Raw genomic sequence first — 25960 nt, 5'->3', positions numbered from 1 at the left:
GCGCTGGAGATTATTTCAGGAAAGCGGCAAGCGGCAGCTGGATGTCGCACGCCTGTTTCGCGGCCCTGGCCTTGCCCAGCCACAGCGCCGCTTCGTCGGCATTGGCGGCCACGCCTTCGCCATGGCGCAGCGCGCGCGCATAGCGGCACTGGCCCGGTGCATGCGCCGCGTCGGCGGCCTGCTTGTACAGCGCCACCGCCTTGTCGCGCTCGGCCGCGCCGCCGCGGCCCATGAACAGCATGTCGCCCAGGTTCACCGTGCCGTCCAGATTGCCGCCCTCGTGGGCACGCTCGAAGTACTCGCGCGCCTTTTTCACGTCTTTCGGCAAGACCTTGCCGTTCTTGTAGAAGGTACCCAGGTTGTTGAGCGAGGCCGGATTGCCCTGGCGCGCGGCGCGTTCGTACCAGGCCACCGCTTTACGCTGGTCGGCCGGGCCGCCGCGCCCGAACTGGTACATCACGCCCAGGTGGTGCTGGGCCTGGCTTTCCTCGCCGGCCGCGGCCAGGGACAGCCACTGGCGCGCCTTGGCGTAGTCGCGCGGCACGCCTTCCTCGCCGGTCAGGTAGATCATGCCGAGGATCGACTGGGCGCGCACGCTGGGCGTGTCGGCCTGGGCCGCCTGCAGCAGCAGCTTGAGGCCGCCGGGGCCGTCGCGCGCCACGTCCAGGCCGAAGAACAGGGCCTGGCCGGCGTAGAAGGCGCTGTTGGCGTCGCCCAGCGCGGCGCCCTGGCGCCACAGGCGCAGCGCTTCGGCCGGATCCTTGTTCACGCCGGTGCCATTGGCATGGCGCACGCCCAGCGCCAGGTAGGCGTCCGGATAGTTGGCGGCGGCCGCCTTGCGCGTCCATTCGAGCGACTTGGCGGGGTCGGCCGGCACGCCGAGGCCGTCGCGCAGCATCAGGCCCAGATTGAACTGCGATTCGCTATGGCCCTGTTCGGCCAGCGGCAGCCACTGGGCGTAGGCGGCGCCGTGGCGCCCGGCGGCCGAGTGTTCGAGTCCCAGGTCGCGCCGCAGTTCGCCTTCTTCGGTCAGCTTGCCGTTCTGGACCAGCACGCCGTACTGGGGCGCGGTTTTGGCGGTATCCGTGGCCGGCGCGCTGGCGCAGCCGGACAAGAAGAAGGCGACAGCGACGCTGGCGAGCAGGGGGCGGAGGGCGATGTTCATGGCGTGGGCGTGTGTGCTGATAAAGAGGGTGAGTTACTTGCTGAGGCTATCCGCGGCGGCGCGGTCGAGCTTGCGCAGGCGCTCGAGCGCCTTGCGCTTGGCCGGCTGGTCCTGGCGCAGGCTGTGCAGCACGACCAGGCTGGTCCATGCATTGGCCGAGCCCGGATCGAGGACGACCGATTTGTTCAGGGCGATCAGGGCCTTGGCGAAATTGCGCTTTTGCAAATAGCGCACGCCCAGCCCGTGCCAGGCGGCGGCGTAGGTGGGGTCGAGGCGGATTGCGCGCCGGCTGGCGTTGACGGCGTCGTCGATGCGCCCGATCGAGGCCATCGAATTGCTCATGCCGTGCCACACGGCCGGGTCGTCGGCGCGCTGCCGCACCGCGGTGCGGTAGACCTGCAGGGCGTAGGCATACTTGCCTTGCGCATGGAGCAGCGAGGCCAGCGCGACGGCGGTGTTTTCGCGGGCCGGCGCCAGTTCCAGCGCCTTGCGGTAATCCTGTTCCGCTTCCGCCATCTGGCCGAGCTTTTCGTGCACCGTGCCGAGGGTATGCCAGGCGAAGCTGCTGGATGGATCGAGTTCGATGGCGTTCAGCAGCGCCGTGCGGGCAGGCTGGTATTTGCCGGACGCGGCCAGTACCGCGCCCAGGTTCTCGGCCACCGCCGGCAGGGTCGGGTCGGCCTTGTGGGCGCGCTCGTAGTAGCCGATGGCCGCTTCGCGCTTGTCGCGGCTGTTGGCGATGATGCCCAGCTCGTTGAGGGTCTGGGCATCGTCCGGCGCCAGGGCCAGGGCGCGCTTGAGCGAGGTTTCGGCCTCGGCGGTCTTGTCGAGGTGGTGCTGGGCCTTGCCGAGGTAGTACCAGGCGCGCGCCGAGCCCGGATTGCTGCGGGTCCAGGCGCGTGCCAGCGGCAGCACCTCGGTCCAGCGCTGCTCGACGACCAGGGCGGCGATGGTGCTGTCGCCCAGGCTGTCGATCCGGGCGCGTACGGTGTCGTCGGCGGGCGGCTGGGGCGCCGCGCCGTGGGCGGCCAAGGACAAGGCCAGGCAGGCGGCGGCGATCGAGGTTTTCATGATGGCGGTGCGGGCGGAAAGGAGCATGGTGTCAGCGGGCAGTCAGGTGAATGAAGCTCAGGTCGATTCTTTGTTATCCGAAGTGTTCCTGGAACTGTTTTTGCGATCCTTCTTGTATTCCTTCTTGAAATTCAGGTAGGCGGGCGACTTCATGATGCCGGCAAACTGCGGATCTTCGTCGAGCGCCAGCTGGCGCTCATCGGCGCGGACCAAGGTATCGAACAATTGCTGCTGGTATTTGTTCTTGGTCACCGCATTGGCTTTGAGATACACCGTGGCGCGCGTTTCGTAAAAATTATCGAGCACCGAGACGTCTTCGATCGGCGCGACGGTCTTGAAGCACAGTTCGATCTGGGCGATGGCCGCTTCGTGCTGGGCGACGGTGGTGGCCACCGCGCTTTGCTCGTAGGCGAGCATGTTGTGACAGGCGCGGCGCGCGGCGCGCACCACGTTGAATTCGGCCAGGTAGGGCCAGTCGTTGGCGCCGAGCACGTCGACGCTTTGGCGGCAACTGGCCACGGCCGCTTCCTGGTCGCCCATCTCATACAGGACGAAGCGCTTGAAGTCGAGCACGTAAGCCCATTGCGACTTGTCGTCGTAGGCCGGGTCGACCCGTGTCAATGCCTTTTCGAGTTCCTGCACCACTTCCCTGACCTGGGCGTAGCGCTTCTCGCTCATGGCTTTCTGCGCCACTTTCATGCGGGCGTCGAACCATGCGTTGAAGTCGGCGCCGCCCTGGGTTGTCTTGGCACCGGTCGTGGCGGTCGCGGACGCGGCGGCCGCCAGGGTGGGGCCGGCCAGGGTGGCGATCAGGATCAGGCTCAGGAGTCGTTTAAGGTTCATTCGGGGGCGCGGTGATCCAATCGGGCAGCGGTATGGCGCGCCGGCTGGCTGTGGCCGGCGTCGCTCCCGATGTCGTTTTAGAAGAGTTTTAATCGTTACACGAGGGTCGACAGAATACCAGTAAATGGTGCTCTAAGGACAATATTCGCGCAAGTGCCATGTCATGCCGGGTCGGGGATAGGGGCGGACGCGGCTTTTGGGCGTAAAAAATCCCCGGCTTGCGGGGATGGAGCAGGGGTATTGGCAGGCTAGTTGATAAGTTTTGCTGCTGTAAAAGCCAGGCTTGCCAGCGCGATGGCAGTCCAAATGAACCATGTGAGCATGGTGGCTTCAAGCGACGCTATTGAGGCCCGCAGCGAGGCTTCCACCGCAGCCAGGTCTGCCTTGGTGGCGTAATTGGCGCGAATGACGGCAACGTCGCGCTCAACCGCCGCAAGACGCTCGAGGATTTTTTCTGTCACCGATTCGAGTTTGATCATTCGGGCTTCCATGTGGTCCATCATTAGCGCTTTCAAAAAAGTTGTCAACCGAGCTATACGATGGTCGGCTATCCCTCTTCCGGTGCTGTTGACTTGACTCAAACGAGCGTTCTTTGTTCCCTGTGTCAGGCGGGTCGCAGCAGCGCGCGCAGGTTGCATTGCTGCTGCCACAGGCGGCGCTCGTCGCTGCTGCGCGCCTGGACGGCCAGTTCCTCGTCCGATTGGGCCACCTGGGCCTGGATCAGCCGTTCGGCCAGGGCCGGGTCGGGCAGCATGGTGCCGAAAAAGGTCACCATGTCGTGGCGCTGGATCAGCAGGGTAGGGAAGTTATCGACATCGAGATCGCCCACCACCTCGGCCTGGTCTTCGATATCGATCCAGACGAAGTGCTTGTCGGGGTGGCGCGCGGCCAGGCCCTCGAAGGCGGCGCGGTAGGACGCGCACGTGCCGCACCACGCGGCGCACAGGCAGGCGACGATCCAACGGTCGCCGTCCAGCGCTTGCGCAATGGAGGCGCGGTTGTCGGAGCTGAGTGTGTGGCTGTGCATGTGCGGCATTCTACCTCGGCCGGCGATGGCCCGCTTGGCAAACCGCCAAGGCGGGGCGCCAAGGCGAGGCGCCAAGGCGAGGCGCCGTCAGGTTAAAATACGGCATGTCTATTATTCTCGCTATTGAAACCTCCTCCGAGATGGCGTCCTGCGCCTTGCTGCGCGGCGATGCCGTCCTGTTCCGCGAATCGTCGGGCGTGCGCACCCACTCGCAATCGATCCTGCCGATGGTGCAGGAACTGTTGGCCGAAGCCGGCATCGCGCTCAAGGAATGCGACGCCATCGCCTTCGGTGCCGGTCCCGGTTCGTTTACCGGCGTGCGCACCGCCTGCGGCATCGCCCAGGGCCTGGCCTATGGCGCCGCCCTGCCGGTGCTATCCCTGGTCACCCTGGAAGCGATGGCCGTGGCTTGCCGCCAGCAGCATGGCGCCACCGATGTCGTGGCCGTGCTCGACGCCCGCATGGGCGAAGTCTACTGGGCCCAATACCGCTACGACGATGCGGCCGCGCGCTGGGAGGTGCTGCACGCGCCGACCTTGTGCGCGCCCGGTGCCGTGGCGCCGCTGCCGGTGGATGGTCCGCTGGCGGCCTGCGGCAACGGCCTGGCGGCCTATCCGGACGCCTTCGGGTTCGCCCAGGCGTATCCGGAGATCATGCCGCACGCCGCCCAGATGGCCCTGCTCGGACGCGGCGCGCTGGCGGCTGGCGAGGCGCTTGGCGCGGCCCAGGCCCAGCCGCTGTACCTGCGCAACAAGATCGCCTACACCAGCGCGGAACGCAGCGTGATCAACGCCGCCAAGGCTGCCGCATGAGTGCGGTGCGCGACGACGACCACCTGCTTTACGCGCCGATGGTGGTGGCCGACATCGACGAGGTGTTCGCGCTCGAAAAGCAGGTGTATCCGCATCCCTGGACGCGCGGTAATTTCGCCGACTCGCTCGGCAGCGGCTACAACGCCTGGGTGCTGCGCGACCGCGACGGCGCGCTGCTCGGCTACTATCTGCTCATGGCGGTGGTGGACGAAGCGCATCTGCTCAACGTGGCCGTGGCCGCCGGGCGCCAGGGAGAGGGCCTGGGACGCTATCTGCTCGACAAGGTCGCCGCCTGCGCGCGCGGGCTGTCGATGGACTCGATCCTGCTCGAAGTGCGTCCGTCCAACCTGCGCGCGCTGGCGGTCTATGAAAAATATGGTTACGCCGAAATCGGCCGTCGGCGCGGCTACTATCCCGCCCATGACGGCAAGCGCGAGGATGCCATCGTGATGAGGTTTGTCTTATGAGTACCAGCGCGCGCGACAATGCGTTTTTGCAGGAGATGGGCATTGGCCCGCTGTGGACCTTGCGCGACGCCATGCCGGACGAGGCACTGCCCGACGAGCTGGAAGTGCCCGCGCCGCACGCTGATCCCCTGTCTGCCGCCGCGCCTGCCGCCGCGCCTGCCTCCGTGCCTGCCGCGGTGCCTACCGCCGTGCCTACCGCCGTGACCAAAGCCGCGCGGCCGGCGGCCAGCCCCGCCACCGATTCGGCCTGGGGCGAGGAGCCGCCCGGCCCGCCGCCGACCGAGGAAGAGATCGCCGCCATGGACTGGGCGCAGCTCAAGAACGCCATCGCCAACTGCACCCGCTGCGGCCTGTGCAAGGGCGGGCGCAAGCCGGTCTACGGCAACGGCGCGCAGCAGGCGCGCTGGTTCGTGGCCGCCGGCGCCTCGACCGTCTCCGACGAAAAAGAACGCCAGCCAGTCTCTGGCGAGCCGGGCAAGCTGCTGGCCAACATGCTGGCCGCGGTCGAGCTCTCGCGCGAGAGCAATGTGTATGTGACCAACCTGATCAAATGTCGGCCCACCAGCGCCAACGGCGGCGACCGCGCCCCGAGCGCCGAGGAAGCGCTGGCCTGCCGTCCCTACCTGGACCGCGAGCTGGCCCTGTCCGGTGCGCCGCTGGTGCTCACGCTCGGCCAGATCGCCGCCAACGCCTTGCAAGGTAAGCCGCTGCAGGAGCCGCTGGCCGGCTCGCGCGGGCAGGTGCACGAGGTGGGCGGCGTCAAACTGGTGGCCACCCTGCATCCGGGCGAGCTGCTGCGGCGTGGCGCCGACAAGGCGCTGGCCTGGGCCGACCTGTGCCTGGCGCGTGCGCACGATGGCCGCCCCGGCTGAGAACTACCAGGCTGGTTTCGAGCGCCGCTGGGGACAGCTGGCGCAGCCGCACGTGCGCGCGCTGGCCTGGCTGCTGCATGCGCCCGACCTGCTCGATCCGGCCGACCCGCACTGGGAAGGCAAGATCGCCAGCCTGGGCGTGCTGCCGGCGGCGGTCGACGACTGGCTGCTGCGCCTGGACAGCAATCCCGCGCCCCTGTTGGCGGCCCTGGGTACGCGCAACTACACGCGCCTGGGCCTGTATGCGGAAAAGCTGATGGCCTTCTATTTCCAGGAACATGGCTTGCTGGTGGCGCACGGCCTGCAAGTGCGCGCCAGCCGCAACGATACGGTCGGCGAGTTCGACTTCCTGCTCGATCATGGCGACGGCGGCCTCGAACATATCGAATTCGCCACCAAATTCTATCTGCTTGAAGGGGAGGCGGCATCGGGCTTCGATACCTTTGTCGGCCCCAACCTGGCCGACAGCCTGGGCGCCAAGATGCGCAAGATTTTTGAGAAGCAGCTGGCGCTGGGCACGCATCCGGCGGCACAAGCCGTGCTGCCGCGTCCGGTGACACGGGCGCGGGCATTGGTCAAGGGATGGCTGTTCTATCCGGGCGGCGCGGGGCAGGCGATGGAGGGTATCTCCGGCCAGCATTGCCGTGGCTTCTGGTGCGCGCTCGACGAGGTGGCCGCCCTGGCGCCGGACGCCTTTGTGATCTTGCCGCGCCTGCAATGGCTGGCGCCGTTCCGCGCGCGCGACGATGCCGCTTTACTCAGTCGGGAACAATTGCAGGCCGCCCTGGCGGACAAGTTCGCCACGGTGCCGATGCCGGTGCTGGTGGCCAAGGTGCGTGCGGTGGACGGCGGCCTGGTGGAAACGGGACGCGGTTTCATCGTCCCCAACGACTGGCGGGGGCGCGCCGCTTTCCGCCAGCAAATGAGCGGGCAGCCCGCCTGATCAGTGCTTGTGCTCGCCGATCAGGGCCAGCGAATCGTGCTCGGCCTGGTTCACCTTATGCTTGCGCATGATCAGGTACATGATGCCGGCCACCGACAGGCCGAAGCCGACGATCACGATATTGAGTTCCACATTGAGCGTGATCAGGATGGCGTAAATGGCCAGCATGGTCAGGATCGACAGGTTCTCATTGAAATTCTGCACGGCGATCGAATGGCCGGCGCTCATCAGCACGTGGCCGCGGTGTTGCAGCAGCGCATTCATCGGCACCACGAAGAAGCCGGACAGCACGCCGATCAGCAGCAGCAGCGGGTAGGCGATCAAGACCGAATGGACCATGGTCATGCACATGACCACGACACCCATGGCGATGCCGAGCGGGATCACGGTCAGGGATTTTTTCAGTGGAATCATCTTGGCCGAGGCGGCGGCGCCCACGGCCACGCCGAGCGCGACGATGCCGATCAGGGTGGTGGCTTTGTCGAGCGGCATGTGCAGCGATTTCTCGGCCCACTTGAGCACGATGAACTGCAAGGTTGCGCCGGCGCCCCAGAACAGGGTGGTCACGGCCAGCGAAATCTGGCCCAGCTTGTCTTTCCACAGCAGGGAAGAGCAGTTGGCGAAGTCGGCGATGAGCCTGGCCGGATTGCGCTCCTGATGGGCGTACTTGGCCAGGGTGTCGGGAATGCGCAGGTTGAAGATGGTGGCCAGGATGTAGACCGCCACCACCACGCACAGCGCCGCTTCGGTGGTGGTGTCGATGCCGGTATCGACCATCGGTACGTCCAGGCCCAGCATGAAGGCCGAGGCCTTGGCGCTGACCAGCGCGCCGCCCATGACGGTGCCGAGGATGATCGACATCACGGTCAGGCCTTCGATCCAGCCATTCGCGGCGACGAGTTTTTCTGGTGGTAACAATTCAGTCAGGATGCCGTACTTGGCCGGTGAATACACTGCCGCGCCGAAGCCGACCACCGCGTAGGCGAGCAGCGGGTGGACGTGGAAGAAGATGAGGGCGCAACCGGCCACCTTGACCAGATTCGCGATGAACATCACTTTGCCCTTGGGCATGGAGTCGGCGAAAGCGCCCACGAACGGCGCAAGGAGCACATAAAAAAGGACGAAGGACAGCTTGAGCAAAGGCGTCAGCGAAGCTGGCGCGTTCATGGAGATCAGCAGGTCAATCGCCACGAAGAGCAGGGCGTTGTCCGCCAGCGACGAAAAAAACTGCGCCGCCATGATGGTGTAAAAACCACGATTCATTCGAGATGTCTAAAAGCTAGTGTGGGTTGCTTTATACCATGAATGGCTGGGAAGCCAAAGAAATCGGCATGTCGTGGCGGGCTGCGTCCGGTAAAATGGCAGCTTGCCAATCACTCCATTCCGCACCATGCCGCGCCCGCTTATCGCCACGATTCATATAGATTCCATGCAGCATAACCTGATGCGGGCGCGAGACTGCGCACCGCACGCCAAGGTCTGGGCGGTCGTCAAGGCCAACGCCTACGGCCACGGGCTAGAACGCGGCATGCGCGGCTTCGCCGATGCCGATGGCCTGGCCCTGATCGAAACCGAGAACGCGGTGCGCCTGCGCGAACTGGGCTGGACCCGCCCGATCCTCTTGCTGGAAGGGATCTTCGATGCCAGCGACGTCGACTTGCTGGTGCGCCACCAGCTCAACAGCGCCGTGCATGCGGTCGAACAGATCGCCATGCTGGAACAAGCCAGCTTGAGCGGTCCCATCGACGTACACCTGAAAATGAACACCGGCATGAACCGGCTCGGTTTCCGGCCGGAAGCGTTCGGCGCCGCCTACGCCCGTCTGCGCGCCATCCCGCAGGTGCGCGAGATCACCCTGATGACCCACTTCGCCAACGCCGACGAACTCGAACATCCGCGCCTGACCGTGCTCGAACAGGTGCGCCGCTTCTGCCTTGGCGCGGATGGCTTGCAGGGCCAGCGCAGCCTGTCGAACTCGGGCGGCGTGCTGCACCAGGCGGCGCTGGCGGCCGAATTGTCGAACGACTGGGTACGCCCCGGCATCATGTTGTACGGAGGCACGCCCGGCGGACGCAGCGCGGCCGCCTTCGACCTGCATCCGACCATGACCCTGGCCAGCGAAATCATCGGCGTGCAAGATCTGGTGGCGGGCGACTCGGTCGGCTATGGCAGCGGCTTCCAGGCCGAATGGCCGATGACGGTCGGCATCGTTGCCTGCGGCTACGCCGACGGCTACCCGCGCCACGCCCCGCACGGCACCCCAATCATGGTCGATGGCATCCTCACCAAGCTGGTGGGGCGGGTTTCGATGGACATGATGGCGGTCGACCTGACCCACGTGCCGCATGCCGGCGTGGGCAGCAAGGTCATCTTGTGGGGCGCCGGGCTCCCGATCGATACCGTGGCCAACGCCGCCGGCACCATCGGCTATGAATTAATGTGCGCGCTGGCGCCCCGCGTGCGCGTCGTGGAAGGCAACCTGGATTTCAATGGCTAAAGCTAAAACGCAATACACCTGCAGCGACTGCGGCGGGATCAGCAGCAAATGGACGGGGCAGTGCACGGCTTGCCATCAGTGGAACACGATGGTCGAGACGGTGGTCGACACGCCGGGTGTGAACCGCCTTTCGCAAACCCAGCACAAGAGCCTGGCGCAGACAGCGCCGGTGTTGTCGCTGGCCGACATCGAGGCGGTCGACGTGCCGCGTTTCGGCACCGGCATCGAGGAGTTCGACCGCGTGCTGGGCGGCGGCCTGGTGTCGGGCGGGGTGGTGCTGATCGGCGGCGACCCCGGCATCGGCAAATCGACCCTGCTGCTGCAGGCCTTGGCCAATATCTCGCATAGTAAGAGTACCTTGTATGTGAGCGGCGAGGAATCGGGCGCCCAGATCGCCCTGCGCGCGCGCCGCCTCGGGGTCGATGGCAAGGAACTTAAACTGCAGGCCGAGATCCAACTCGAGAAGATCCTCGGGACCCTGGCCGACCTGAAGCCCGAGGTGGCGGTGATCGACTCGATCCAGACCGTGTATTCCGACGCGCTCACCTCGGCGCCCGGTTCGGTGGCGCAGGTGCGCGAGTGCGCCGCCCAGCTCACGCGGGTGGCCAAGCAGACCGGGGTGACCATCATCCTGGTTGGCCACGTGACCAAAGAGGGTGCGCTGGCCGGTCCCCGCGTGCTGGAACATATTGTCGATACGGTGCTGTATTTCGAGGGCGATCCCCAGTCCAGTTTCCGGCTGGTGCGGGCCATCAAGAACCGTTTCGGCGCGGTGAACGAGCTGGGCGTGTTCGCGATGACGGAAAAAGGACTGAAAGGGGTGTCCAACCCGTCGGCGCTGTTTTTGTCGCAGCACGACAACCAGGTGCCGGGTTCGTGCGTGATGGTGACGCAGGAGGGCACGCGCCCCTTGCTGGTCGAAATCCAGGCGCTGGTCGATACCAGCCACCTGCCCAATGCGCGGCGCCTGTCGGTGGGGCTGGAGCAAAACCGGCTGGCGATGCTGCTGGCCGTGCTGCACCGGCACGCCGGCATCGCCGCCTTCGACCAGGATGTCTTCATCAATGCGGTGGGCGGGGTCAAGATCACCGAACCGGCGGCCGACCTGGCGGTACTGCTGGCGATTAACTCGTCGATGCGCAGTAAGCCATTGCCGCGCGGGCTGGTGGTGTTTGGTGAAGTGGGGCTGGCGGGCGAAATCCGGCCGGCACCGCGCGGCCAGGAACGCTTGCGCGAAGCGGCCAAGCTGGGTTTTTCAATCGCGATGATTCCCAAGGCGAATGTGCCGAAGCAAAAAATCGAAGGCATGACCATTGTCGCGGTCGAGCGTATCGATGAGGCATTTAATAAACTGCGCGAGCTCGATTAGTTAACATTTATTGCCATTTGGCATTACAATGTAAATATCGGATATGCCAATGGGTGCAATGTGCTTAATGAACAACGACAGTCACAGCGAAAAATTTTGAAGGTCAAGGCCGTCGTGGTGGTGGACGGCTTTGCGCCGGTGACGGTGCGCACGGTCGATATCGGGTCGAGTGGCATCTGCGTCATGTCGCCCGATCCGATCCAGGTGGGCGTGGATGCGCTGCTGCGTTTTAACCTGCCGGTAGAGGGCAGCGTGACCGCGATCGAGGTGCGTTCGCGCGCCTCGTATTGCATTCTCAGCCATGGTGACTTCAAGGTCGGGTTCAATTTCCTTAATCTCAGCTTGTCGGGAATGACGCAGCTGGCCAAATTCATGCGCTGAGCGCGGTCGTTCGCCGGGGGGCTCCTGAGCCGGCACAAGCTTCTTCCCCGAAGCCCTTGATCTGCCTCACGTCTCCGTCAGGAATTTGAACGCGGCGCCGCAGGCGAGTGTGTTACCTTTACGTTAAAACGTACACAGAGGTACCTCGCCATGGCGCTGCCCATCAATTCCAACAATGTGCTGAACGGGCTCAATGCGGGCAGTGCCAGCTCCGCCGAGATGGTCGGACGGGTCAGCAAAACCTTGCTGGCGCAAAATGCCGGCATCCAGAAACTCAGCGGCCAGCTCACGCGCGACCAGACCCGCCTGTCCGGCCTCGGCCAGCTGCAAAGCGCCCTGGCCAGCTTCCAGTCGCTGACCCAGTCCTTGTCCGGCGCGGGCATGCAGACGGGGGCCACGTCCTCCAGCCCGAGCGTACTGACTGCCCTGACCATGACCGGCGCCAAAATGGGCACGTATGCCATCGATGTCCAGCAGCTTGCGCAGTCGCAAACCCTGCTGGCGCGTCCGCAGAAAGACAAGGACGTGGTCATCGGCAGCGGCGCGGCCACCGCCATCAAGGTCGAGTTCGGCACGGAATCCGGCAGCGCATTCGCACCCAACGGCAGCGCCCGTTCGATCACCATCGACAGCAGCAACAATACCCTGCAGGGCATGGCCGACGCCTTCAAGGCGGCAGGCATCGATGCCACCATCGTCAAAAGCAGCGCCGGCTACGCGCTCGAGCTCACCGGACCGGAGGGCGCGGCTGGCAGCATGCGCATCAGCGCCGGGGGCGATGCGGCGGTCGAGAAACTGCTTGCCTACAATCCGGCCGGGCTTAAAAATTTGACGGCGGGCAGTGCCGCCCAGGATGCCGTGCTCAACATCGACGGCAAGCGGATTACCAGTTCCAGCAATGTCATCACGGGTCAGATCGGCGGCACGGCGCTGGCGCTCGCCGGCAAAGGCAGTTCCAAAGTGGTCGTGGCGCAGGAAAATGGCGCCATCGCTAAAAATATCGGCAATTTGATCGATGGCTATAACAAGGTGACGTCGACCTTGCAAACCTTGCAGCAGGGCAGCCTCAAGTCCGACCCGGCATTGCGCCAGGCGCAGGAAGAGTTGACCAATATGGTACGCAGCAACAGCGCCGCGCTGGAAAAAGCCGGCATCACGCTCGATAAAAACGGCACCCTCAAGGTCGACGCAAAGGCGCTGGACGCGGCAGTGCTGGCCGACCCCGCGGCGATCGGCAAGTTGTTCACCGATGGCGGCAAGGGCATTGCCGACAAGCTCGACTCTCAACTTGGCCAGTTGCTCGGCGCCGGCAGCAGCATCGGCAAGGAAAAACTGATTGCCGATCGCGGCATCGCTACCCTGGCGAGCCAGAAAACCGCCCTGACCAGCGCGCTGACGGCGCAGGCCACCAACCTGGTAGCGCGTTACACGGAAGTGAGCCAGGGTGGCGGCGCCAACAGCGCCTTGCCGGGCTTGCCGGGAGGGGGCGCCAAGTCCTTGTTCGATTTCCTGGCTTGAGGAGATGTGGAATGGCAGTACGCAAGAACTTTACGTATAGCGATATGGACCTGTGGCTGAACCAGCGCCAGGTCACCGAAATCGAATGCCTGGTACCGGACCTGACCGGCGTTGCGCGCGGCAAGATCCTTCCGCGTACCAAATTCACCGACGAACGCGGCATGCGCATGCCCGAAGCCGTGCTCGGCATGACTGTCACCGGCAACTTTCCGGCCAACGACGTCGCCTATTTCCGCGCGATTTCCGAGACCGACCGCGACATGGTGCTGCGGCCCGACCCGTCCACCATCACCGTGGTGCCGTGGGCGCTCGATCCCACCGCCCAGGTCATCCACGACTGTTATTTTTCCGACGGCAGCCTGGTCGATTTCGCCCCGCGCAGCGTGTTGCGGCGCGTGCTCAAGCTGTACGCGGACAAGGGCTGGTCGCCTAATGTGGGGCCGGAACTGGAGTTTTACCTAACCGCGCGCAACAACGACCCGGACCTGCCGCTGCGCTCGCCCATCGGCCGCAGCGGGCGGGCCGAAACCAGCCGCCAGATCTACAGCATCGATGCCGTCAACGAATTCGACCCGCTGTTCGAGGATATCTACGATTTCTGCGACCTCATGCAGCTCGATGTCGACACCCTGATCCACGAAATTGGCGCCGGCCAGTTCGGCATCGACCTGCTCTCGTGCGAGCCCTTGACCATGGCCGACAATGTGTTCTTCTTCAAGCGCACCCTGCGCGAGGCAGCGCTCAAGCACAATATGTACGCCACCTTCATGGCCAAGCCGCTGGCCAACGAACCGGGCTCGGCGATGCATGTGCACCAGGGCGTGACCGACAGCCGCACTGGCTTGAATCTGTTCAGCACGCCGGAAGGGGCGCCGTCGCCCGCTTTTTATCACTACATCGGCGGGCTGCAGCGCTACATGCCGGCGGCGATGGCGCTCGCGGCGCCCTATGTCAATTCCTACCGGCGCATCGTGCGCCACACCACCGCGCCCATCAATGTGCAATGGGGGCTGGATAACCGCACAGTCGGGTTTCGGGTGCCGGAATCGACGCCGCAGGGCCGCACGGTGGAAAACCGGGTGATCGGTGCCGATGCCAATCCATATCTGGCCTTCGCCGTGACCCTGGCGTGCGGCTACCTTGGCATGACGGAGGAAATCGCACCGAGCCCGATGACGGCCGGCAGCGCGCACGCGCTCGACTTCGAGCTGCCGCGGGGCTTGCCGCAAGCGCTGCACCTGCTGCGCGCCGAGGACAAGCTGCGCGCAGTGTTGGGCGAGCGCTTCGTCGACGTGTATGCGGCCATCAAGGACCAGGAACACCTCGAATTCATGACGGTGATCAGCCCCTGGGAACGCGAGCACTTATTGCTGCACGTGTAGGACAGAAGCCGAGCGCAAGTGTACGCCTGCCTGAATTCGATGTGCGGATCGTGCTATGCACGCGCGTCCACATACACCCAAGCCGTTCGTCCGGAGGAGAGTAAGGCCGAGACGCGCGTGTAGTCTGATACTTCATACTGATCCGCATGCACGAGTTCATCATCCGTCACCTCGAAGGCGGTTCCAGCAACGCGGTTTTCCGCGATACCCGTCTGTTTAACGATGGGATGGTGACTCTTCCCACTTGTCTTGACGACCTGCGGGTCTTCAATTTTCACCATTGATGCATGAAAACCTGGCAATTGGTCGGCCGTGCCGTGGAGCTCCCGGCCAAAGGTGGCCAGTTGCACATCACGCTGCTGAAGCGTTCCATACGAAAAGAGAAGTTGCGTCATAGGTGGGAGTTTTTATTGAAGTAAGTTCGCCATGCTCAACGTTGATGTGAGCGGATTGGCGTCATGCGGTATGTAGTATGCACTTGAAAATCCGTCGGCGTACGGGCCGGGGAACACGGACCTTCTTGCGATGGTCGATGCCAGTACCCCAAAGTTCTACGCACAATTGCCTTGCGACTAATTGCTCCAGTGCTTCGCAGGCACGCCCGGCACGGACGACAACATGTTTGACGACCCGGATGCCTTGTTCTTTTCAAGATGTCGCCTTTCGAAGACGCGTTGTACGCTATCTTTGAGGTAACCCGCCTTCTCGCTCGAGAGAAGCGAACGCTGGGCAAGCCGAGCCATCGAATTCTCCTTGGGCGAGGTCGTCGCGGGTCTGCCGTGGGCAGCGCCAAATGAGCGATGGACGGTCCGTGGCTGGCGTCGGCGTCCCTCATCCCATGGGGACGCTACAGGGCGTCGTCGACCTCTTGTTCGTCGCCGGGCAGATACTCCAGCAAGTCGCCCGGCTGGCATTCCAGGAATTCGCAAATCAGCGCCAATGTGGCGAAGCGGATGCCGCGTACTTTTCCGCCCTTTAAGAGCGATAGATTCTGCTCCGTGATGCCGACATGCGCGGCGAGTTCGCGTGAACGTACCTTGCGCTTTGCCAGCATCAAATCAAGTCGAACGATGATTGGCATCAGATGATTTTTTCGTTATCGTCGGCAACAACATAGGCAGCGGCCATGATGTGCGACATCAGAAAGAACAAGAAGGTGATCAACAGCACATGCACGGTGCTGGAATCGATACGAATGCTCAGCGGGCGGGAACTGTCGCCCATTCCCATTGTTAGCAGCGGTAGCGCCAAGGTGTCCAGCAACTCGCGCGCCACAATGCACACGGCAAACGCCGCCAGGTGAGCAGGCGCGCGCCGATCAAAGATGGCACCTGATTCGTACATTCGCATCAAGCGCAATAGCCGCAGAACGCCGTAGCCAGTGATGCCGAGCGCCAAGGTGCCGTACCCCCACAGAAGCAGGGGATGGGCGGCGAGCAGTTGCTTGTCCAGATCGCTGAGCAATCCAACACCAGAGGCCAGGTGGATGCTTGCCGAGGACAAGGATCCAAATTGGCCGTCAATGACCAGCCAGGTGAGGGCACCCCACATCAGTGCGCCACAACCCAAGGCCAGGGTCAGTGCCCAGCGCGAGTAGCGGGCCAGGCGGCTGATTTTTGCGTGATTCGACGTCATCTTTATACGATCAATTATGAATGTTTTGCAATAAATTTTTATAGCATAGCATACCGCGGCATGGCGTATCAAGCGGTTTGACGTCCTTGTTTTTTGATAATAAATGACTGTTGCGTAAATATTTTTTATCGTGTTACGATAAAAAATGGGGTGCGGCATGGTCGCCGGCCAACCATTGCAACCAGATGCGCTGGCCAAGACTAAACATGAATGGAGTGATGAAGATGAACATGCGTTTCAAACGTGCGGCAGCAGCACTGTCGAAAGTCGTGCTGGCAGCCACTATCGCCGCGCTGCTCTTGCCTGCAACCGCGGCGCCGATAGTCGATACCGTCTACGGCGAGAAGATTGAGTTATTACGAAGCGATGTGCCGCAATCGCCCGGCGTTGTCGTGTTCGAGAACGGAGCACGTGAAACGCTCGATACATGGAATAAAGTCACAGCCGATATCGGCAAGGAATCGACGCTGTTTGCCTACAATCGGCCTGGCTACGGGCGCAGTGGAGCCACCTCCGCCCGGCGCGATGGCCGCACCATTGTAGAAAGGCTGCGTCAGGTTTTGCAGAAGCAAGGGCTGAGGCCGCCGTACCTGCTGGTCGGGCATTCGATGGGTGGTCTCTATATGCAACTGTTTGCGCGAATGTATCCGCAAGAAGTGCAGGGCGTGGTGCTGGTGGATTCCTTGTATCCAGGCGTTATCAAGCGGCCCGAGGATTTTCCACTGCACACCCGCATTGCCAAGCGCCTGTTCCTCAGCGACACCGTGGGGCGCGAGATCGATGAAATTCATCACACGGGAGAAATCGTTCAAAGCCTGCCGTTCCCGGACGACATTCCCATGGTGCGCTTGTTCAATGTGCCAAAGTCGGCCGGCGCGATCGGCGTGGACTTCGGCGTCATGAATGACGACCCGCGGACCGTTGCGGCGCTTAAGGCCATGTACCCGAAGGCGCGCAAGGTCATCGTTGATTCCGACCACCGGATTCAGGATGCGAACCCGGAACTGGTCGTCGCCGCAATTCGCGAGCTCATGGCGCAAAAGCGGTCGGGGAGCCGGGAGTAGACGATGCAAATGGCCTCGGCAGGTTGACGTCATCGGTAGCTGGAATGGGTGTCATCCGCGTGCTTACCGGCCTGGTCGGGCAGCGCCGGAAATAGCCGGTCGTCAGCGGGACTGGCTCGCAGATCCAGTACAGCAACTCATCAGGTCCGCGCGATTGCGCTGAAAACGCCATCGGAGCACGGGCCATGGCGAACGGGAGGCTCACCGGTCGTTGAGTCCAATGCCATCGAGGATCAGCGGTATGCAGTTTTCGACCCTTGACGCTCGGGTTGTCGACTGCTTGGCGCCGGCAAAATGCAGCAGGTAGGCGCGCTGGCGGCCGGGTGTCAATGCTTCGAAGGCAGTCCTGAGCGCCGGCAGCTGTGCCAGCCTGGCCCCGAACTCCTCCGGCAACGGAAACTCGGCCGTCTCCCTCAAGGCGACCTTCAGGCCCGCGCGTTCCACCTCGATCGCATCGAGGATGCAGGCCGTCAAGGCCTTGCGCTGCCGCGTGATCTGCGCGAGGCTGGTGAACCTGGCTTGGCGCGCGGACTGCACGTTCTCGGTCTGCTTGACCAGCATGCCCTTGGGGTCGGCGAGCAGCGCGCCCTTGAAGAACAGAACGGCACAATATTCCTTGAAGCCATGAATGAGGACGATATTCTTGCCCTCATGCGCGTAGCAGGGCTGGCCCCACTTCAATTCTTCCGTCAGGCCGCAGTCGAGCGCGATCGTTCGCAATAGCGCGAACTCGTCGCGCCAACTGGTCGCCCCTTGCAGCATCGCATCGACATTGGGATTGGTGCCGGTTACCTGATTCATCGCCGCATTCCTCCTGGTTTTCCCGCTCAATCAGTCTACCGTGGACAGCACATTTTCCAGCTCCTCCATGAACTTCGGCCAGCCGTATTGCGCGCCGCGGTAGGCTTGTTCCTGCTCCGGACGGAAGCCGCTCTGTTCCATCCGCAGCTCGGTTCCGGTGCTGGTGGGGCGCAAGGTCCAGGTCACCACGCTCTCCAGTCCCATGGCGGACCAGGTGTACGACAGGGAGCTGTTGGCTTCGATAACGATGACTTCGCACGCCACCGAGCCCCAGTCCGCATTGAAACTGAAGCGGTGACCGGGCACGGGGGCGAAATCGCTCTTCATCAGCCAGGCTTCGATCAGGTGCGGCTGGGTGAGCGCGCGCCAGATCTTCTCGGCCGGATGCGGAAAGTCGCGTTCAACGATAACGGTGCGGGTTTGAGTAGAGGCGTCGTTCATTGGTCCATCCTTTTTAAGAGGTCGTCAAGGGAGTCAAAGCGGCTTTCCCAGAAAGCGCTCATCTGGGCCGTCCAGTCCAGCAAGGGAGCAAGTGCCTGCGGCTGTGCGCTGAAGTGCGTCTGCCGCCCTGCGGGCCGGTCGCGGACCAAGCCTGCTTCTTTCAGATTCTTCAGGTGCTTCGACACGGCCGGCTGGGAGATCCCCGCCTGCGCCGTCAGTGCACCCACGGTCAGCTCGCCATCCCGGCACAGCCTCTCGAAGATGGCCCTGCGGGTCGGATCCGCAAGCGTCTTGAACAGCACCTCACTCGCATTATTTTGCATGTAGAACTCATAACTGGTTGGCTATGGGTCTAATTATAACCACGCGGTTATGAATAAGTCAAGCGCTCGTGTTGTTGTGCTGCCGTGACGACAATAACGCCTTTCCGTCATGTTCATCTGGCACGAGCATGGACAATATTGCAATAAAAAATTGTCGATATCGTGTCTTTAAAGTCACATATCCAAATGACATTAAGAGTAGTAAAATGCGAATTGGTCAGGCCGAAAATAAACTGGTATGACCGATGATGTTCAAGTGGGCGTGCACCTTCATGGAGTGGCAAACCACCGCTTGTTCGACCGGGAATTTTTGAAAGCAGGGGCAGCATGAATTCAATTCCACGCCGGCAGTTGCGCGGCCTTGTCGCCGGCGCCACGCGCTGATCCGCCCGTGCGCTTCGCGATTCGTGCTGTAGGGCCCGACAACCGGGTCCAGATGCTGGAGCTGGACGCCAGCGACGCCACCGCGGCCTCGCGCGCCGCCGTCGAGCGCCGCCTGACAGTCCTCGACGTGCGGCCGGTGGCGGTCAAGGTCCAGCGCCGTGGCAAAACCTTTTCCCTGGTGCTGTTTACCCAGGAGCTGCTGGCCCTGCTCGAAGCGGGCCTGGGCCTGGTCGAAAGCCTGGAAGCGCTCGGCGAAAAAGAATCCCATACCGATACCGGCGCACTGCTGGCACGCCTGCTGGCGCGCATGCGCGACGGCCTGCGCTTTTCGGTGGCGGTGGCGGCCGAACCGGCATCGTTCCCGCCGCTATTCGGCGGCATCGTCAAGGCGGCCGAGCGCACCAGCGACCTGCCGCGAGCGCTGACCCGCTATATCGAATACCAGGTGCGCGTCGATGGCGTGCGTAACCGCCTGGTCAGCGCCTCGATCTATCCGGTGATCCTGCTCACGGTCGGCAGCGCGGTCAGCATGTTCCTGCTCGGGTACGTGGTGCCCAAATTCTCTGCGGTCTACCAGGGCAGCGGACGCGAACTGCCGATGCTGTCGCAGTGGCTGATCAAGTGGGGCGCCGCCGTCGCCGGCCATGGGATGGCGATCATGCTGACGATGGCCGGCACCGGCGCGGCGCTGTTCTTCTGGCTGCGCCGCATGCACCGGTCGGGCGAGTTGATGCGCCTCTTCTCGCGCCTGCCGGGCGTATCGCAGCGCATGCATATCCTGGAGCTGGCGCGCCTGTACCTGACCCTCGGCATGCTGCTCGAAGGCGGCATCGCCGTGGTGTCCGCGCTGGAGATGGTCAGCGGCGCCATTTCGCCGGGGCGGCGCGCGGCGCTGGCTGCGGCGCGCCACGCCATCGCGCAGGGCGGCAGCTTTTCCGAGTCGCTCGAACAGAATGGCCTGACCACGCCGATCGCCCTGCGCATGCTGCGCGTGGGCGAGCGCTCCGGCCAACTGGGGCTGATGCTCACGCGCGCCGCGCTGTTCTACGATGCCGAGACCACCCTGTGGATCGAAAAATTCAGCAAGACCTTCGAGCCGGTGCTGATGGCGGCCATCGGCGTCGTCATCGGCGCGATCGTGGTGCTGCTGTACATGCCGATCTTCGACCTCGCAGGTACCTTGCAATGAACCCGATGGAGATGGCGCCCATGATGGAGTCCCTGCGCACGGCGCAGCACAACGCGCGCCAGTCGGGCCGCGCCTTTTTCGCCGAACTCGAAGCGCTGACCCAGTCCGAACCGCGCCTGCTGCTGGCGCAGGCGGCCGACGTGTTTCGCCTGCCCGCCATCGACATGGCCGCCATGCTGGACTGCACACCGGTGTTCGAGCGCTTGCCGCTGGCGCGCGCCCAGCAGCGCCAGTGCGTGCTGCTGCGCGATGGCGCCGGCCTGTGCGCGGTGCTGTGCGACCCCTACGCGCAAGACCTGCAGGTGTGGGTCGAAACCCTGGCCGGCGCCCCGGTGCGCTGGCGCCTGGCGCTGCCGGCCGACCTGCACGCCTACCTGTCCAAGCAGGAGGAATCGGTGCGCTCGGTCGATTCGCTGGTCACCGGTGAAGCGGGCGAGGGCGATTCCGCGCGCCTGATGGAGAGCCTCAGTTACGCCTCGCTCGGCGACGCCGGCAGCCCCGCCGTCAAGCTGGTCAACTCCACCTTGTACGATGCGCTCAAATCCGGCGTTTCGGACATCCACTTTGAGAGCACGCCGGGCGGCATGCTGACCAAATACCGCATCGACGGCGTGCTCGATCAGGCCGCGCAGGTCGCCGGCACGGCGCTGGCCGAGCAAGCCATCTCACGCATCAAGGTACTGGCCGAACTCGATATCGCCGAACGTCGCGTGCCGCAGGACGGCAGCTTCCGGGTCGAGGCGCAGGGCCGCGAGATCGACCTGCGCGTCTCGATCATGCCGAGCGTGCATGGCGAAGACGCCGTCATCCGCATTCTCGACAAGCAGTCGATGATCAGCGCGCACGGCACGCTCACGCTCGACTCGTCCGGCTTCGCGGCCGACCACCTGGCCACCATGCGGCGCCTGGTGTCGGAGCCGTACGGCATGGTGCTGGTGACCGGGCCGACCGGCTCGGGCAAGACCACCACCCTGTATGGGGCGATCACTGAAATCAACAGCGGCCACGAAAAAATCATCACCATCGAGGACCCGGTCGAATACCAGTTGCCCGGCATCCTGCAGATTCCCGTCAACGACAAGAAGGGCCTGTCGTTCGCGCGCGGCCTGCGTTCGATCCTGCGGCACGACCCGGACATCATCATGGTCGGCGAGATCCGCGACAAGGAAACCGGCGAGATCGCGGTGCAGTCGGCCCTCACCGGCCACCTGGTGCTGTCCACCGTCCATGCCAACAATGTGTTCGACGTGTTCGGCCGCTTTGCCCATATGGGGATCGACCCGTATTCGTTCGTGTCGGCGCTGAATGGCGTGATCGCGCAGCGCCTGGTGCGCCTGTCGTGCCGCCAGTGCAGCGGGCCCTATACGCCGGACGCCGAGGAACTGCTGCGCAGCGGCCTGACGCGGGCGTCGGTCTCGCACTACAACTTCCGGCGCGGCGTCGGCTGCGGCGAGTGCCGCGGCACCGGCTACAAGGGACGGCGCGCCGTGGCCGAAATCCTGATTCTCGACGATGCGCTGGCCGAACTGGTGATCGAACGGCGCCCGCTGCGCCAGATCAAGGAACTGGCCCGTGCCGGCGGCATGCGCAGCCTGTTCGACGATGCTCTGGCGCTGGTGACCAGCGGCGAAACCACCTTGGAGGAGGTAAAACGTGTCACTTTGGCAGGCTGAAAACATCGGCGTCGACATCGGCGCCCACACGATTGCGCTGCGGCGCGGTGCGCAGCGCAGCACGCTCAAGGCGGCTGGCGGCGACTGGGCCGCGATGAAAGCCGAGCTGGCGCAACTGTTGCCGCCGCGCGCGCGCCTGGCGGTGCGCGTGGCCGATTGCTGGAGCCGCACCTTTTTGCTTGAGCCGCCGGCCGGTATCAAAGGCCTGCGCGACTGCCGCCTGCTGCTCGACGCCCGCTTCGAAACCTTGTATGGCCAGGCCCCGGCCGACTGGCTGCTGCAGGCCGACTGGCAATCCGACGCGCCGATGCTGGCCTGCGCGATTCCGCGCGGCCTGCGCCAGGCGCTGGCCGGCTTTTCGCTGGCGCGCGTGCTGCCGGCGCTGCTGCATGACTGGAACCGCCACTGCGCGGCGCTGCCCGCCGACGGCGTGTGGTGCGCCGCCGCCGACGGCGTGGTCAACCTGCTGCTATGGCGAAAAGCGAGGCTGCAACTGGTGCGCCAGCAGCCGGGCCAGGACGTGGACGGATTGCTGGCGCTGGAACTGGCGCGCCTCGGCGCGGCCATGCCGGCCGCGCGCTTCTGGTCCGGCCCCGCCATGCCGGCGGGCTGGATGCAGCTGGAGGCGGCCGCGTGAAGCCGATGATGATCGATTTTGCCGACCAGCGCAGCGTGTGGCGCTGGGACCGGCGCATGCGCGGCACCCAGCTGGGCATCGCCTTCGCGTTGCTGGCGACCCTGCTCGGCGTCCTTACCGCCGAACGCGCGCTGCAAGTGCGGCGCGACCTGGAACGGGCGAGGGTAGCGCAGGCCGCGCGCCTGGACGCCAGCGAGCAGCGCGCGCGCGCCGAGCGCAGCAGCCTGCAGCCGCTGGCCGAGGAAGCGCAGCTGCTGCGCCAGTCGATGCTGCAGCGCGCGCAGCCCTGGGAAGAGATTTTCCGCGCTTTCGAACGCGCGCCGCAGGCCCGCCTGCAATCGTTCGAGCCGGACCCGGCGCGCGGCGTGGTGAAGGTCCAGGCCAATATGGCCGACGTGCCGGCGTTGCAGGAGTACCTGCGCACCTTGCGGGCAAGCCCGGTCTTTGCGCGTCTGAGCCTGATGCGTCATGAAGCGGCGGCCGAAGGCGGCATCAACTTTCATTACGAAGCGCAGCTGGCGGCGCCTTACCGCCTGCCCGATGCGCAAGCGCGGAGCGCCCCATGACGCAATTGAACGCGATGCGCTGGCGCCTTGAAATCCTGGCGCTGCGCCACGGCCTGTGGATGCTGCCCGGCGCAGTCTTGCTGCTTGGCGCACTGCTGGCCTGGGGCTGGTGGCTGCCGGCGCAGGATGCCACCTTGCGCGAGGCCCTGTCGGTAGCGGCGGGCGAACAAGCGGGCGCCCGTGCGCGGACGGCCGCGGCAAGTGCGTCGGCTGGCGCGCCGCACGCCGCATTGCCGCCGGCGGCGCGTGCCGATGCGGCGGTGCAGCGCCTGTTCGTCCTGGCTGCGGAAAACGGCTTGACGATCGCGCAGGCGGACTACCGGCGCCAGGAGACCGGCCGTGTCGGCCGCTGGCAAGTGCAGATGCCGGCCACCGGCACCTATCCGCAGGTGCGGCGCTTCCTGCGCGCGGCCCAGTCCATTCCCGGCCTGTCGCTCGACGAACTTGGCATCCACCGCGCCGCCACCGGCGCCGGCATCGAGGCGCGCCTGCTGTTTTCGGTGTGGTTCGCGGCGGACGCGCCGGCGGGACGGACACCGTGATGTCGACCCGTCTCAAGATCATGCTGGCGGTGATGCTGGCCGTTGGCCTGCTGATGCTGTTCGACAGCGCGCCCGAACCCGAGGTGGTCGGTGTGAGCGAGCGTCCGCGTCGCCCGCAAGCGGTGGCGGCGGTGGCGGCGCCGCCAGGTGTGCCGCCCATCGTCGCCAATCCGTCCGATCCGGTGCCCGACCTGTTTGCCGGCGGCCCAGTGGAGGCGGTGGCGCAAGACCCGCAAAGCGCGGCCGCGGATGCGGTGGACGCCGGTGACAAGCCGGCGGCGCCGTTCGTGCTGCTCGGTTTCAAGGTGGAAGACGGCGTGCGCGAAGCTTATTTGCTGCGCAACGACGCCGTGCTGCTGGCGCGCGCCGGCACCGTGCTCGAAAAGCGTTATCGGGTGCTGGCCTTGCGCCAGGAATCGGTGAACATTCAGGATCAACAAACCGGCAAGGAACACCGGATCAGTTTCGGGACAGAAGAATGAGAAACATCGCACGCAATGTGGCATTGATCTGCAGCCTGGCCGGCCTGGCCGCGTGCGCGGCCGGACCGCAGCCTGCCCCGCCGGACATCCGCATCCTGCTCGACGCCGGCAAGCTGGAAGAGGGCATGGCGCGACTGGAGCAGGTGCTGGCCGCCACGCCAGGCCACATCGAGGCGCGCGTCCTGCTGGCCAACACGCGCATCGAGCTGACTAACCGGGTGCTGGCGCAGGCGGCGCAGGACGTGGCGCGCGGATCGTGGGATGCGGCGCAGGAGGGTTACCGCCGCGCCGCCGCCCTGGGCGCGGTGGACCAGTCCATGATCGGCATGCGCAGCCTGGCTTCGGCGCAAGCGCAGGCGCAGGCAATCGCCGGCGCGGAGCAGCTGCTCGCCGCCGGCAAGCGCGAGGAAGCCGGCGAGGCCTTGCGTGCGTTGCTGGCCAGGCACCCCAAGAACCAGCGCGCGGGCAAACTGCTGCAAGCCTTGCGCGAGCGCGCGGAGTCTGTACCGGGCAGCACGGCGCTGGGCAAGGCGTTCCAAAAGCGACTGAGCCTGCGCTTCCACGACGCGCCGCTGCGCGCGGTGCTCGAATCGATGTCGCGCACCTCGGGTATCAGCTTCACGCTCGACAAGGACGTGCCGGCCGACCTGCGCGTCACGCTCAACCTGCAGGACACGAGCATCGAACAGGCGCTGCGTAATCTCTTGATGAGCGTGCAGATGGAGCAGCGCATCGTCGACGAACACACCGTGCTGCTGTACCCGAACGACGCGGCCAAGCAGCGCGAATACCAGAAGCTGACGATCCGCAGCTTCCGCATCGCCAACGCCGAAGCGAAGACCGTGGCCAACAGCCTGCGCACCTTGCTCAAGACGCGCGACCTGGTGGTCGACGAAAAGCTCAACATGCTGGTGCTGCGCGATACGCCCGAGACCATCCTGATGGCGGCCAAGCTGGTGGCCCTGCACGACGTGGCCGAGCCGGAGGTAATGCTCGAAGTCGAGATTCTCGAAGTGCAGCGCAGCGACCTCGAATCGCTGGGCGTGAAGTGGCCGGGCAATGTCAGCCTGACCCCGCTCGGCGCATCGACGGTGATGTACGACGGCAGCGTCACCACCAACCCGTTCACCCTCAACGACCTGAAAAACCTGACCTCGCGCGGGCTATTGGCCAGCGTCGACCCGATGCGGCTGTCGGCATCGGTCAACCGCGATAACGTCAGCGTGCTGGCCAATCCGCGCATCCGCATCAAGAGCCGCGAAAAGGCGCTGATCCGGGTCGGCGAGCGGGTGCCGAGCGTGTCGGCCAACGTCACCTCGACCGGCGTGACCTCGCAGTCGGTCAATTATCTCGACGTCGGCCTCAAGCTCGAAGCCGAACCGGTTGTGTATATGGATGATGAAGTGTCGATCAAGCTCAATCTGGAAGTGAGCAGCATCCTGGGCACGATCTTCGACAGTCACGACCAGCCGTATGGCTACCGCATCGGCGCGCGCAACGCCAGCACGGTGCTGCGTCTGCGCGACGGCGAAAACCAGGTGCTGGCGGGCCTGATCAGCGATAACGAGAAGCGTTCGTCGAGCGCCGTTCCCGGTCTGGGCGAGCTGCCGGTGCTCGACCGCCTGTTCGGCAGCAAGGGCAGGGAGCGTACCAAGACCGAGATCGTCCTGTCGATCACGCCCCACGTGTTGCGCAACCAGGCGCGCGGCGCCGGTGGCGAGGTGGAGTTCGATGCCGGCACGGACGGCAGCCTGCGCGGGCAGGGCGGCCATGCGGGCCAGCCCGGCCAGGCGGCGCCGCAGGTGCCGGCGCCGCCGGTGCCGGCGCCGGCACCGGCCAGCACGCTGCTGCCTGAACGGGCCGGCGGCTGATATGC

29 protein-coding genes are annotated in these 25960 nt (G+C 64.7%); 17 read left to right on the top strand and 12 right to left on the bottom strand.

Annotation, left to right across the window (positions count from 1 at the left end; translation table 11 throughout):
- Positions 1 to 10: 10 nt before the first annotated feature.
- The 5 genes from IV454_RS28225 to IV454_RS28205 all read right to left on the bottom strand — a co-directional run bounded on the left by IV454_RS28225 (position 11) and on the right by IV454_RS28205 (position 4106).
- A complete protein-coding gene (locus IV454_RS28225; RefSeq protein WP_206088854.1) occupies positions 11 to 1165 on the bottom strand; it encodes an SEL1-like repeat protein in 1155 nt (384 codons plus the stop codon).
- Between the two features lie 33 nt (positions 1166 to 1198).
- Complete coding sequence (locus IV454_RS28220; protein WP_206088853.1) at positions 1199 to 2263, bottom strand: tetratricopeptide repeat protein; 1065 nt, start codon at positions 2261 to 2263, stop codon at positions 1199 to 1201.
- A 30-nt stretch (positions 2264 to 2293) separates the two neighbouring features.
- The gene (locus IV454_RS28215; RefSeq protein WP_206088852.1) at positions 2294 to 3079 is read right to left on the bottom strand and encodes a hypothetical protein; all 786 of its coding nucleotides are present in this window, start codon (positions 3077 to 3079) and stop codon (positions 2294 to 2296) included.
- A gap of 248 nt (positions 3080 to 3327) precedes the next feature.
- Positions 3328 to 3558: a hypothetical protein gene (locus tag IV454_RS28210; protein ID WP_229521891.1), complete on the bottom strand. Its 231-nt coding sequence runs from the start codon at positions 3556 to 3558 to the stop codon at positions 3328 to 3330.
- A 125-nt stretch (positions 3559 to 3683) separates the two neighbouring features.
- Positions 3684 to 4106, bottom strand: coding sequence for a thioredoxin family protein (locus IV454_RS28205; protein ID WP_206088851.1), 423 nt, complete (start codon positions 4104 to 4106; stop codon positions 3684 to 3686).
- A gap of 104 nt (positions 4107 to 4210) precedes the next feature.
- On the opposite strand from IV454_RS28205, the gene tsaB reads away from it, so the two are divergent.
- From tsaB to IV454_RS28185, 4 genes are read left to right on the top strand one after another with little or no spacing between them, the layout of a single operon-like run.
- Entirely contained in the window at positions 4211 to 4918 is a 708-nt protein-coding gene (gene tsaB / locus IV454_RS28200; RefSeq protein WP_206088850.1) for a tRNA (adenosine(37)-N6)-threonylcarbamoyltransferase complex dimerization subunit type 1 TsaB, read from the top strand.
- Positions 4915 to 5385 (top strand): ribosomal protein S18-alanine N-acetyltransferase, encoded by a 471-nt coding sequence (rimI, locus tag IV454_RS28195; protein ID WP_054263167.1) that lies wholly within the window; start codon positions 4915 to 4917, stop codon positions 5383 to 5385. The genes tsaB and rimI overlap by 4 nt, the downstream gene beginning before the upstream one ends.
- Complete coding sequence (locus IV454_RS28190) at positions 5382 to 6257, top strand: uracil-DNA glycosylase (protein WP_206088849.1); 876 nt, start codon at positions 5382 to 5384, stop codon at positions 6255 to 6257. The genes rimI and IV454_RS28190 overlap by 4 nt, the downstream gene beginning before the upstream one ends.
- Positions 6241 to 7200 (top strand): DUF1853 family protein, encoded by a 960-nt coding sequence (locus IV454_RS28185; protein WP_206088848.1) that lies wholly within the window; start codon positions 6241 to 6243, stop codon positions 7198 to 7200. Before IV454_RS28190 ends, IV454_RS28185 begins: the two co-directional genes overlap by 17 nt.
- Here IV454_RS28185 and lplT read toward each other — a convergent pair whose 3' ends face one another.
- Positions 7201 to 8463, bottom strand: a complete 1263-nt coding sequence (lplT, locus tag IV454_RS28180) for a lysophospholipid transporter LplT (RefSeq protein WP_206088847.1) — start codon at positions 8461 to 8463, stop codon at positions 7201 to 7203.
- Positions 8464 to 8590: 127 nt separating this feature from the next.
- Here lplT and alr point away from each other — a divergent pair, with 127 nt between their 5' ends.
- The 5 genes from alr (at position 8591) to IV454_RS28155 (ending at position 14347) form a co-directional block, all read left to right on the top strand.
- Positions 8591 to 9697 (top strand): alanine racemase, encoded by a 1107-nt coding sequence (alr, locus tag IV454_RS28175; protein WP_206092878.1) that lies wholly within the window; start codon positions 8591 to 8593, stop codon positions 9695 to 9697.
- Complete coding sequence (radA, locus tag IV454_RS28170; RefSeq protein ID WP_206088846.1) at positions 9690 to 11066, top strand: DNA repair protein RadA; 1377 nt, start codon at positions 9690 to 9692, stop codon at positions 11064 to 11066. The genes alr and radA overlap by 8 nt, the downstream gene beginning before the upstream one ends.
- 60 nt (positions 11067 to 11126) lie before the next feature.
- A complete protein-coding gene (locus IV454_RS28165; RefSeq protein ID WP_282961383.1) occupies positions 11127 to 11447 on the top strand; it encodes a PilZ domain-containing protein in 321 nt (106 codons plus the stop codon).
- 150 nt (positions 11448 to 11597) lie between these two features.
- The gene (gene fliD, locus IV454_RS28160) at positions 11598 to 12965 is read left to right on the top strand and encodes a flagellar filament capping protein FliD (protein ID WP_206088844.1); all 1368 of its coding nucleotides are present in this window, start codon (positions 11598 to 11600) and stop codon (positions 12963 to 12965) included.
- Positions 12966 to 12976: 11 nt separating this feature from the next.
- Positions 12977 to 14347, top strand: coding sequence for a glutamine synthetase family protein (locus tag IV454_RS28155; RefSeq protein ID WP_206088843.1), 1371 nt, complete (start codon positions 12977 to 12979; stop codon positions 14345 to 14347).
- A 53-nt stretch (positions 14348 to 14400) separates the two neighbouring features.
- Here IV454_RS28155 and IV454_RS28150 read toward each other — a convergent pair whose 3' ends face one another.
- From IV454_RS28150 to IV454_RS28140, 3 genes are all read right to left on the bottom strand, one after another.
- On the bottom strand, positions 14401 to 14742 hold the full coding sequence (locus IV454_RS28150; RefSeq protein WP_206088842.1) for a gamma-glutamylcyclotransferase family protein: 342 nt from the start codon (positions 14740 to 14742) through the stop codon (positions 14401 to 14403).
- A gap of 452 nt (positions 14743 to 15194) precedes the next feature.
- A complete protein-coding gene (locus IV454_RS28145) occupies positions 15195 to 15428 on the bottom strand; it encodes a helix-turn-helix domain-containing protein (protein ID WP_206088841.1) in 234 nt (77 codons plus the stop codon).
- Positions 15428 to 16141 carry a DUF2975 domain-containing protein gene (locus IV454_RS28140; protein ID WP_206088840.1) on the bottom strand — a complete coding sequence of 238 codons (714 nt, stop codon included), beginning with the start codon at positions 16139 to 16141 and terminating at the stop codon, positions 15428 to 15430. The genes IV454_RS28145 and IV454_RS28140 overlap by 1 nt, the downstream gene beginning before the upstream one ends.
- 65 nt (positions 16142 to 16206) lie before the next feature.
- Here IV454_RS28140 and IV454_RS28135 point away from each other — a divergent pair, with 65 nt between their 5' ends.
- Positions 16207 to 17046, top strand: coding sequence for an alpha/beta fold hydrolase (locus IV454_RS28135; RefSeq protein ID WP_229521890.1), 840 nt, complete (start codon positions 16207 to 16209; stop codon positions 17044 to 17046).
- A gap of 201 nt (positions 17047 to 17247) precedes the next feature.
- Here the strand turns inward: IV454_RS28135 and IV454_RS28130 are convergent, their stop codons facing one another.
- From IV454_RS28130 to IV454_RS28120, 3 genes are read right to left on the bottom strand one after another with little or no spacing between them, the layout of a single operon-like run.
- Complete coding sequence (locus IV454_RS28130; RefSeq protein WP_206088839.1) at positions 17248 to 17847, bottom strand: YdeI/OmpD-associated family protein; 600 nt, start codon at positions 17845 to 17847, stop codon at positions 17248 to 17250.
- A 30-nt stretch (positions 17848 to 17877) separates the two neighbouring features.
- Positions 17878 to 18288, bottom strand: a complete 411-nt coding sequence (locus IV454_RS28125; protein WP_206088838.1) for an SRPBCC family protein — start codon at positions 18286 to 18288, stop codon at positions 17878 to 17880.
- Positions 18285 to 18611, bottom strand: a complete 327-nt coding sequence (locus IV454_RS28120; RefSeq protein WP_206088837.1) for an ArsR/SmtB family transcription factor — start codon at positions 18609 to 18611, stop codon at positions 18285 to 18287. Before IV454_RS28120 ends, IV454_RS28125 begins: the two co-directional genes overlap by 4 nt.
- A 391-nt stretch (positions 18612 to 19002) precedes the next feature.
- Between IV454_RS28120 and IV454_RS28115 the strand changes: the two genes are divergently transcribed.
- Genes IV454_RS28115 through IV454_RS28085 form a run of 7 tightly spaced genes read left to right on the top strand, consistent with a single transcriptional unit; the run spans position 19003 to position 25955 of the window.
- Positions 19003 to 20184 (top strand): type II secretion system F family protein, encoded by a 1182-nt coding sequence (locus IV454_RS28115; RefSeq protein WP_206088836.1) that lies wholly within the window; start codon positions 19003 to 19005, stop codon positions 20182 to 20184.
- Positions 20185 to 20204: 20 nt separating this feature from the next.
- Entirely contained in the window at positions 20205 to 21857 is a 1653-nt protein-coding gene (locus tag IV454_RS28110; protein ID WP_370663761.1) for a GspE/PulE family protein, read from the top strand.
- Positions 21838 to 22494, top strand: coding sequence for a hypothetical protein (locus tag IV454_RS28105; RefSeq protein ID WP_206088834.1), 657 nt, complete (start codon positions 21838 to 21840; stop codon positions 22492 to 22494). The genes IV454_RS28110 and IV454_RS28105 overlap by 20 nt, the downstream gene beginning before the upstream one ends.
- The gene (locus IV454_RS28100) at positions 22491 to 23060 is read left to right on the top strand and encodes a PilN family protein (RefSeq protein ID WP_206088833.1); all 570 of its coding nucleotides are present in this window, start codon (positions 22491 to 22493) and stop codon (positions 23058 to 23060) included. Before IV454_RS28105 ends, IV454_RS28100 begins: the two co-directional genes overlap by 4 nt.
- A complete protein-coding gene (locus tag IV454_RS28095) occupies positions 23057 to 23602 on the top strand; it encodes a type II secretion system protein GspM (protein ID WP_206088832.1) in 546 nt (181 codons plus the stop codon). The genes IV454_RS28100 and IV454_RS28095 overlap by 4 nt, the downstream gene beginning before the upstream one ends.
- Positions 23602 to 24084 (top strand): hypothetical protein, encoded by a 483-nt coding sequence (locus IV454_RS28090; RefSeq protein ID WP_206088831.1) that lies wholly within the window; start codon positions 23602 to 23604, stop codon positions 24082 to 24084. Before IV454_RS28095 ends, IV454_RS28090 begins: the two co-directional genes overlap by 1 nt.
- The gene (locus IV454_RS28085) at positions 24081 to 25955 is read left to right on the top strand and encodes a secretin GspD/PilQ domain-containing protein (protein ID WP_206088830.1); all 1875 of its coding nucleotides are present in this window, start codon (positions 24081 to 24083) and stop codon (positions 25953 to 25955) included. Before IV454_RS28090 ends, IV454_RS28085 begins: the two co-directional genes overlap by 4 nt.
- Positions 25956 to 25960: the final 5 nt, after the last annotated feature.

This window comes from Massilia antarctica (genome assembly GCF_015689335.1).
GTDB lineage: Bacteria > Pseudomonadota > Gammaproteobacteria > Burkholderiales > Burkholderiaceae_D > Telluria_A > Telluria_A antarctica.
The sequence above is the reverse complement of the archived record's forward strand: the minus strand, read 5'-3'. Positions and strand labels throughout refer to the sequence as shown.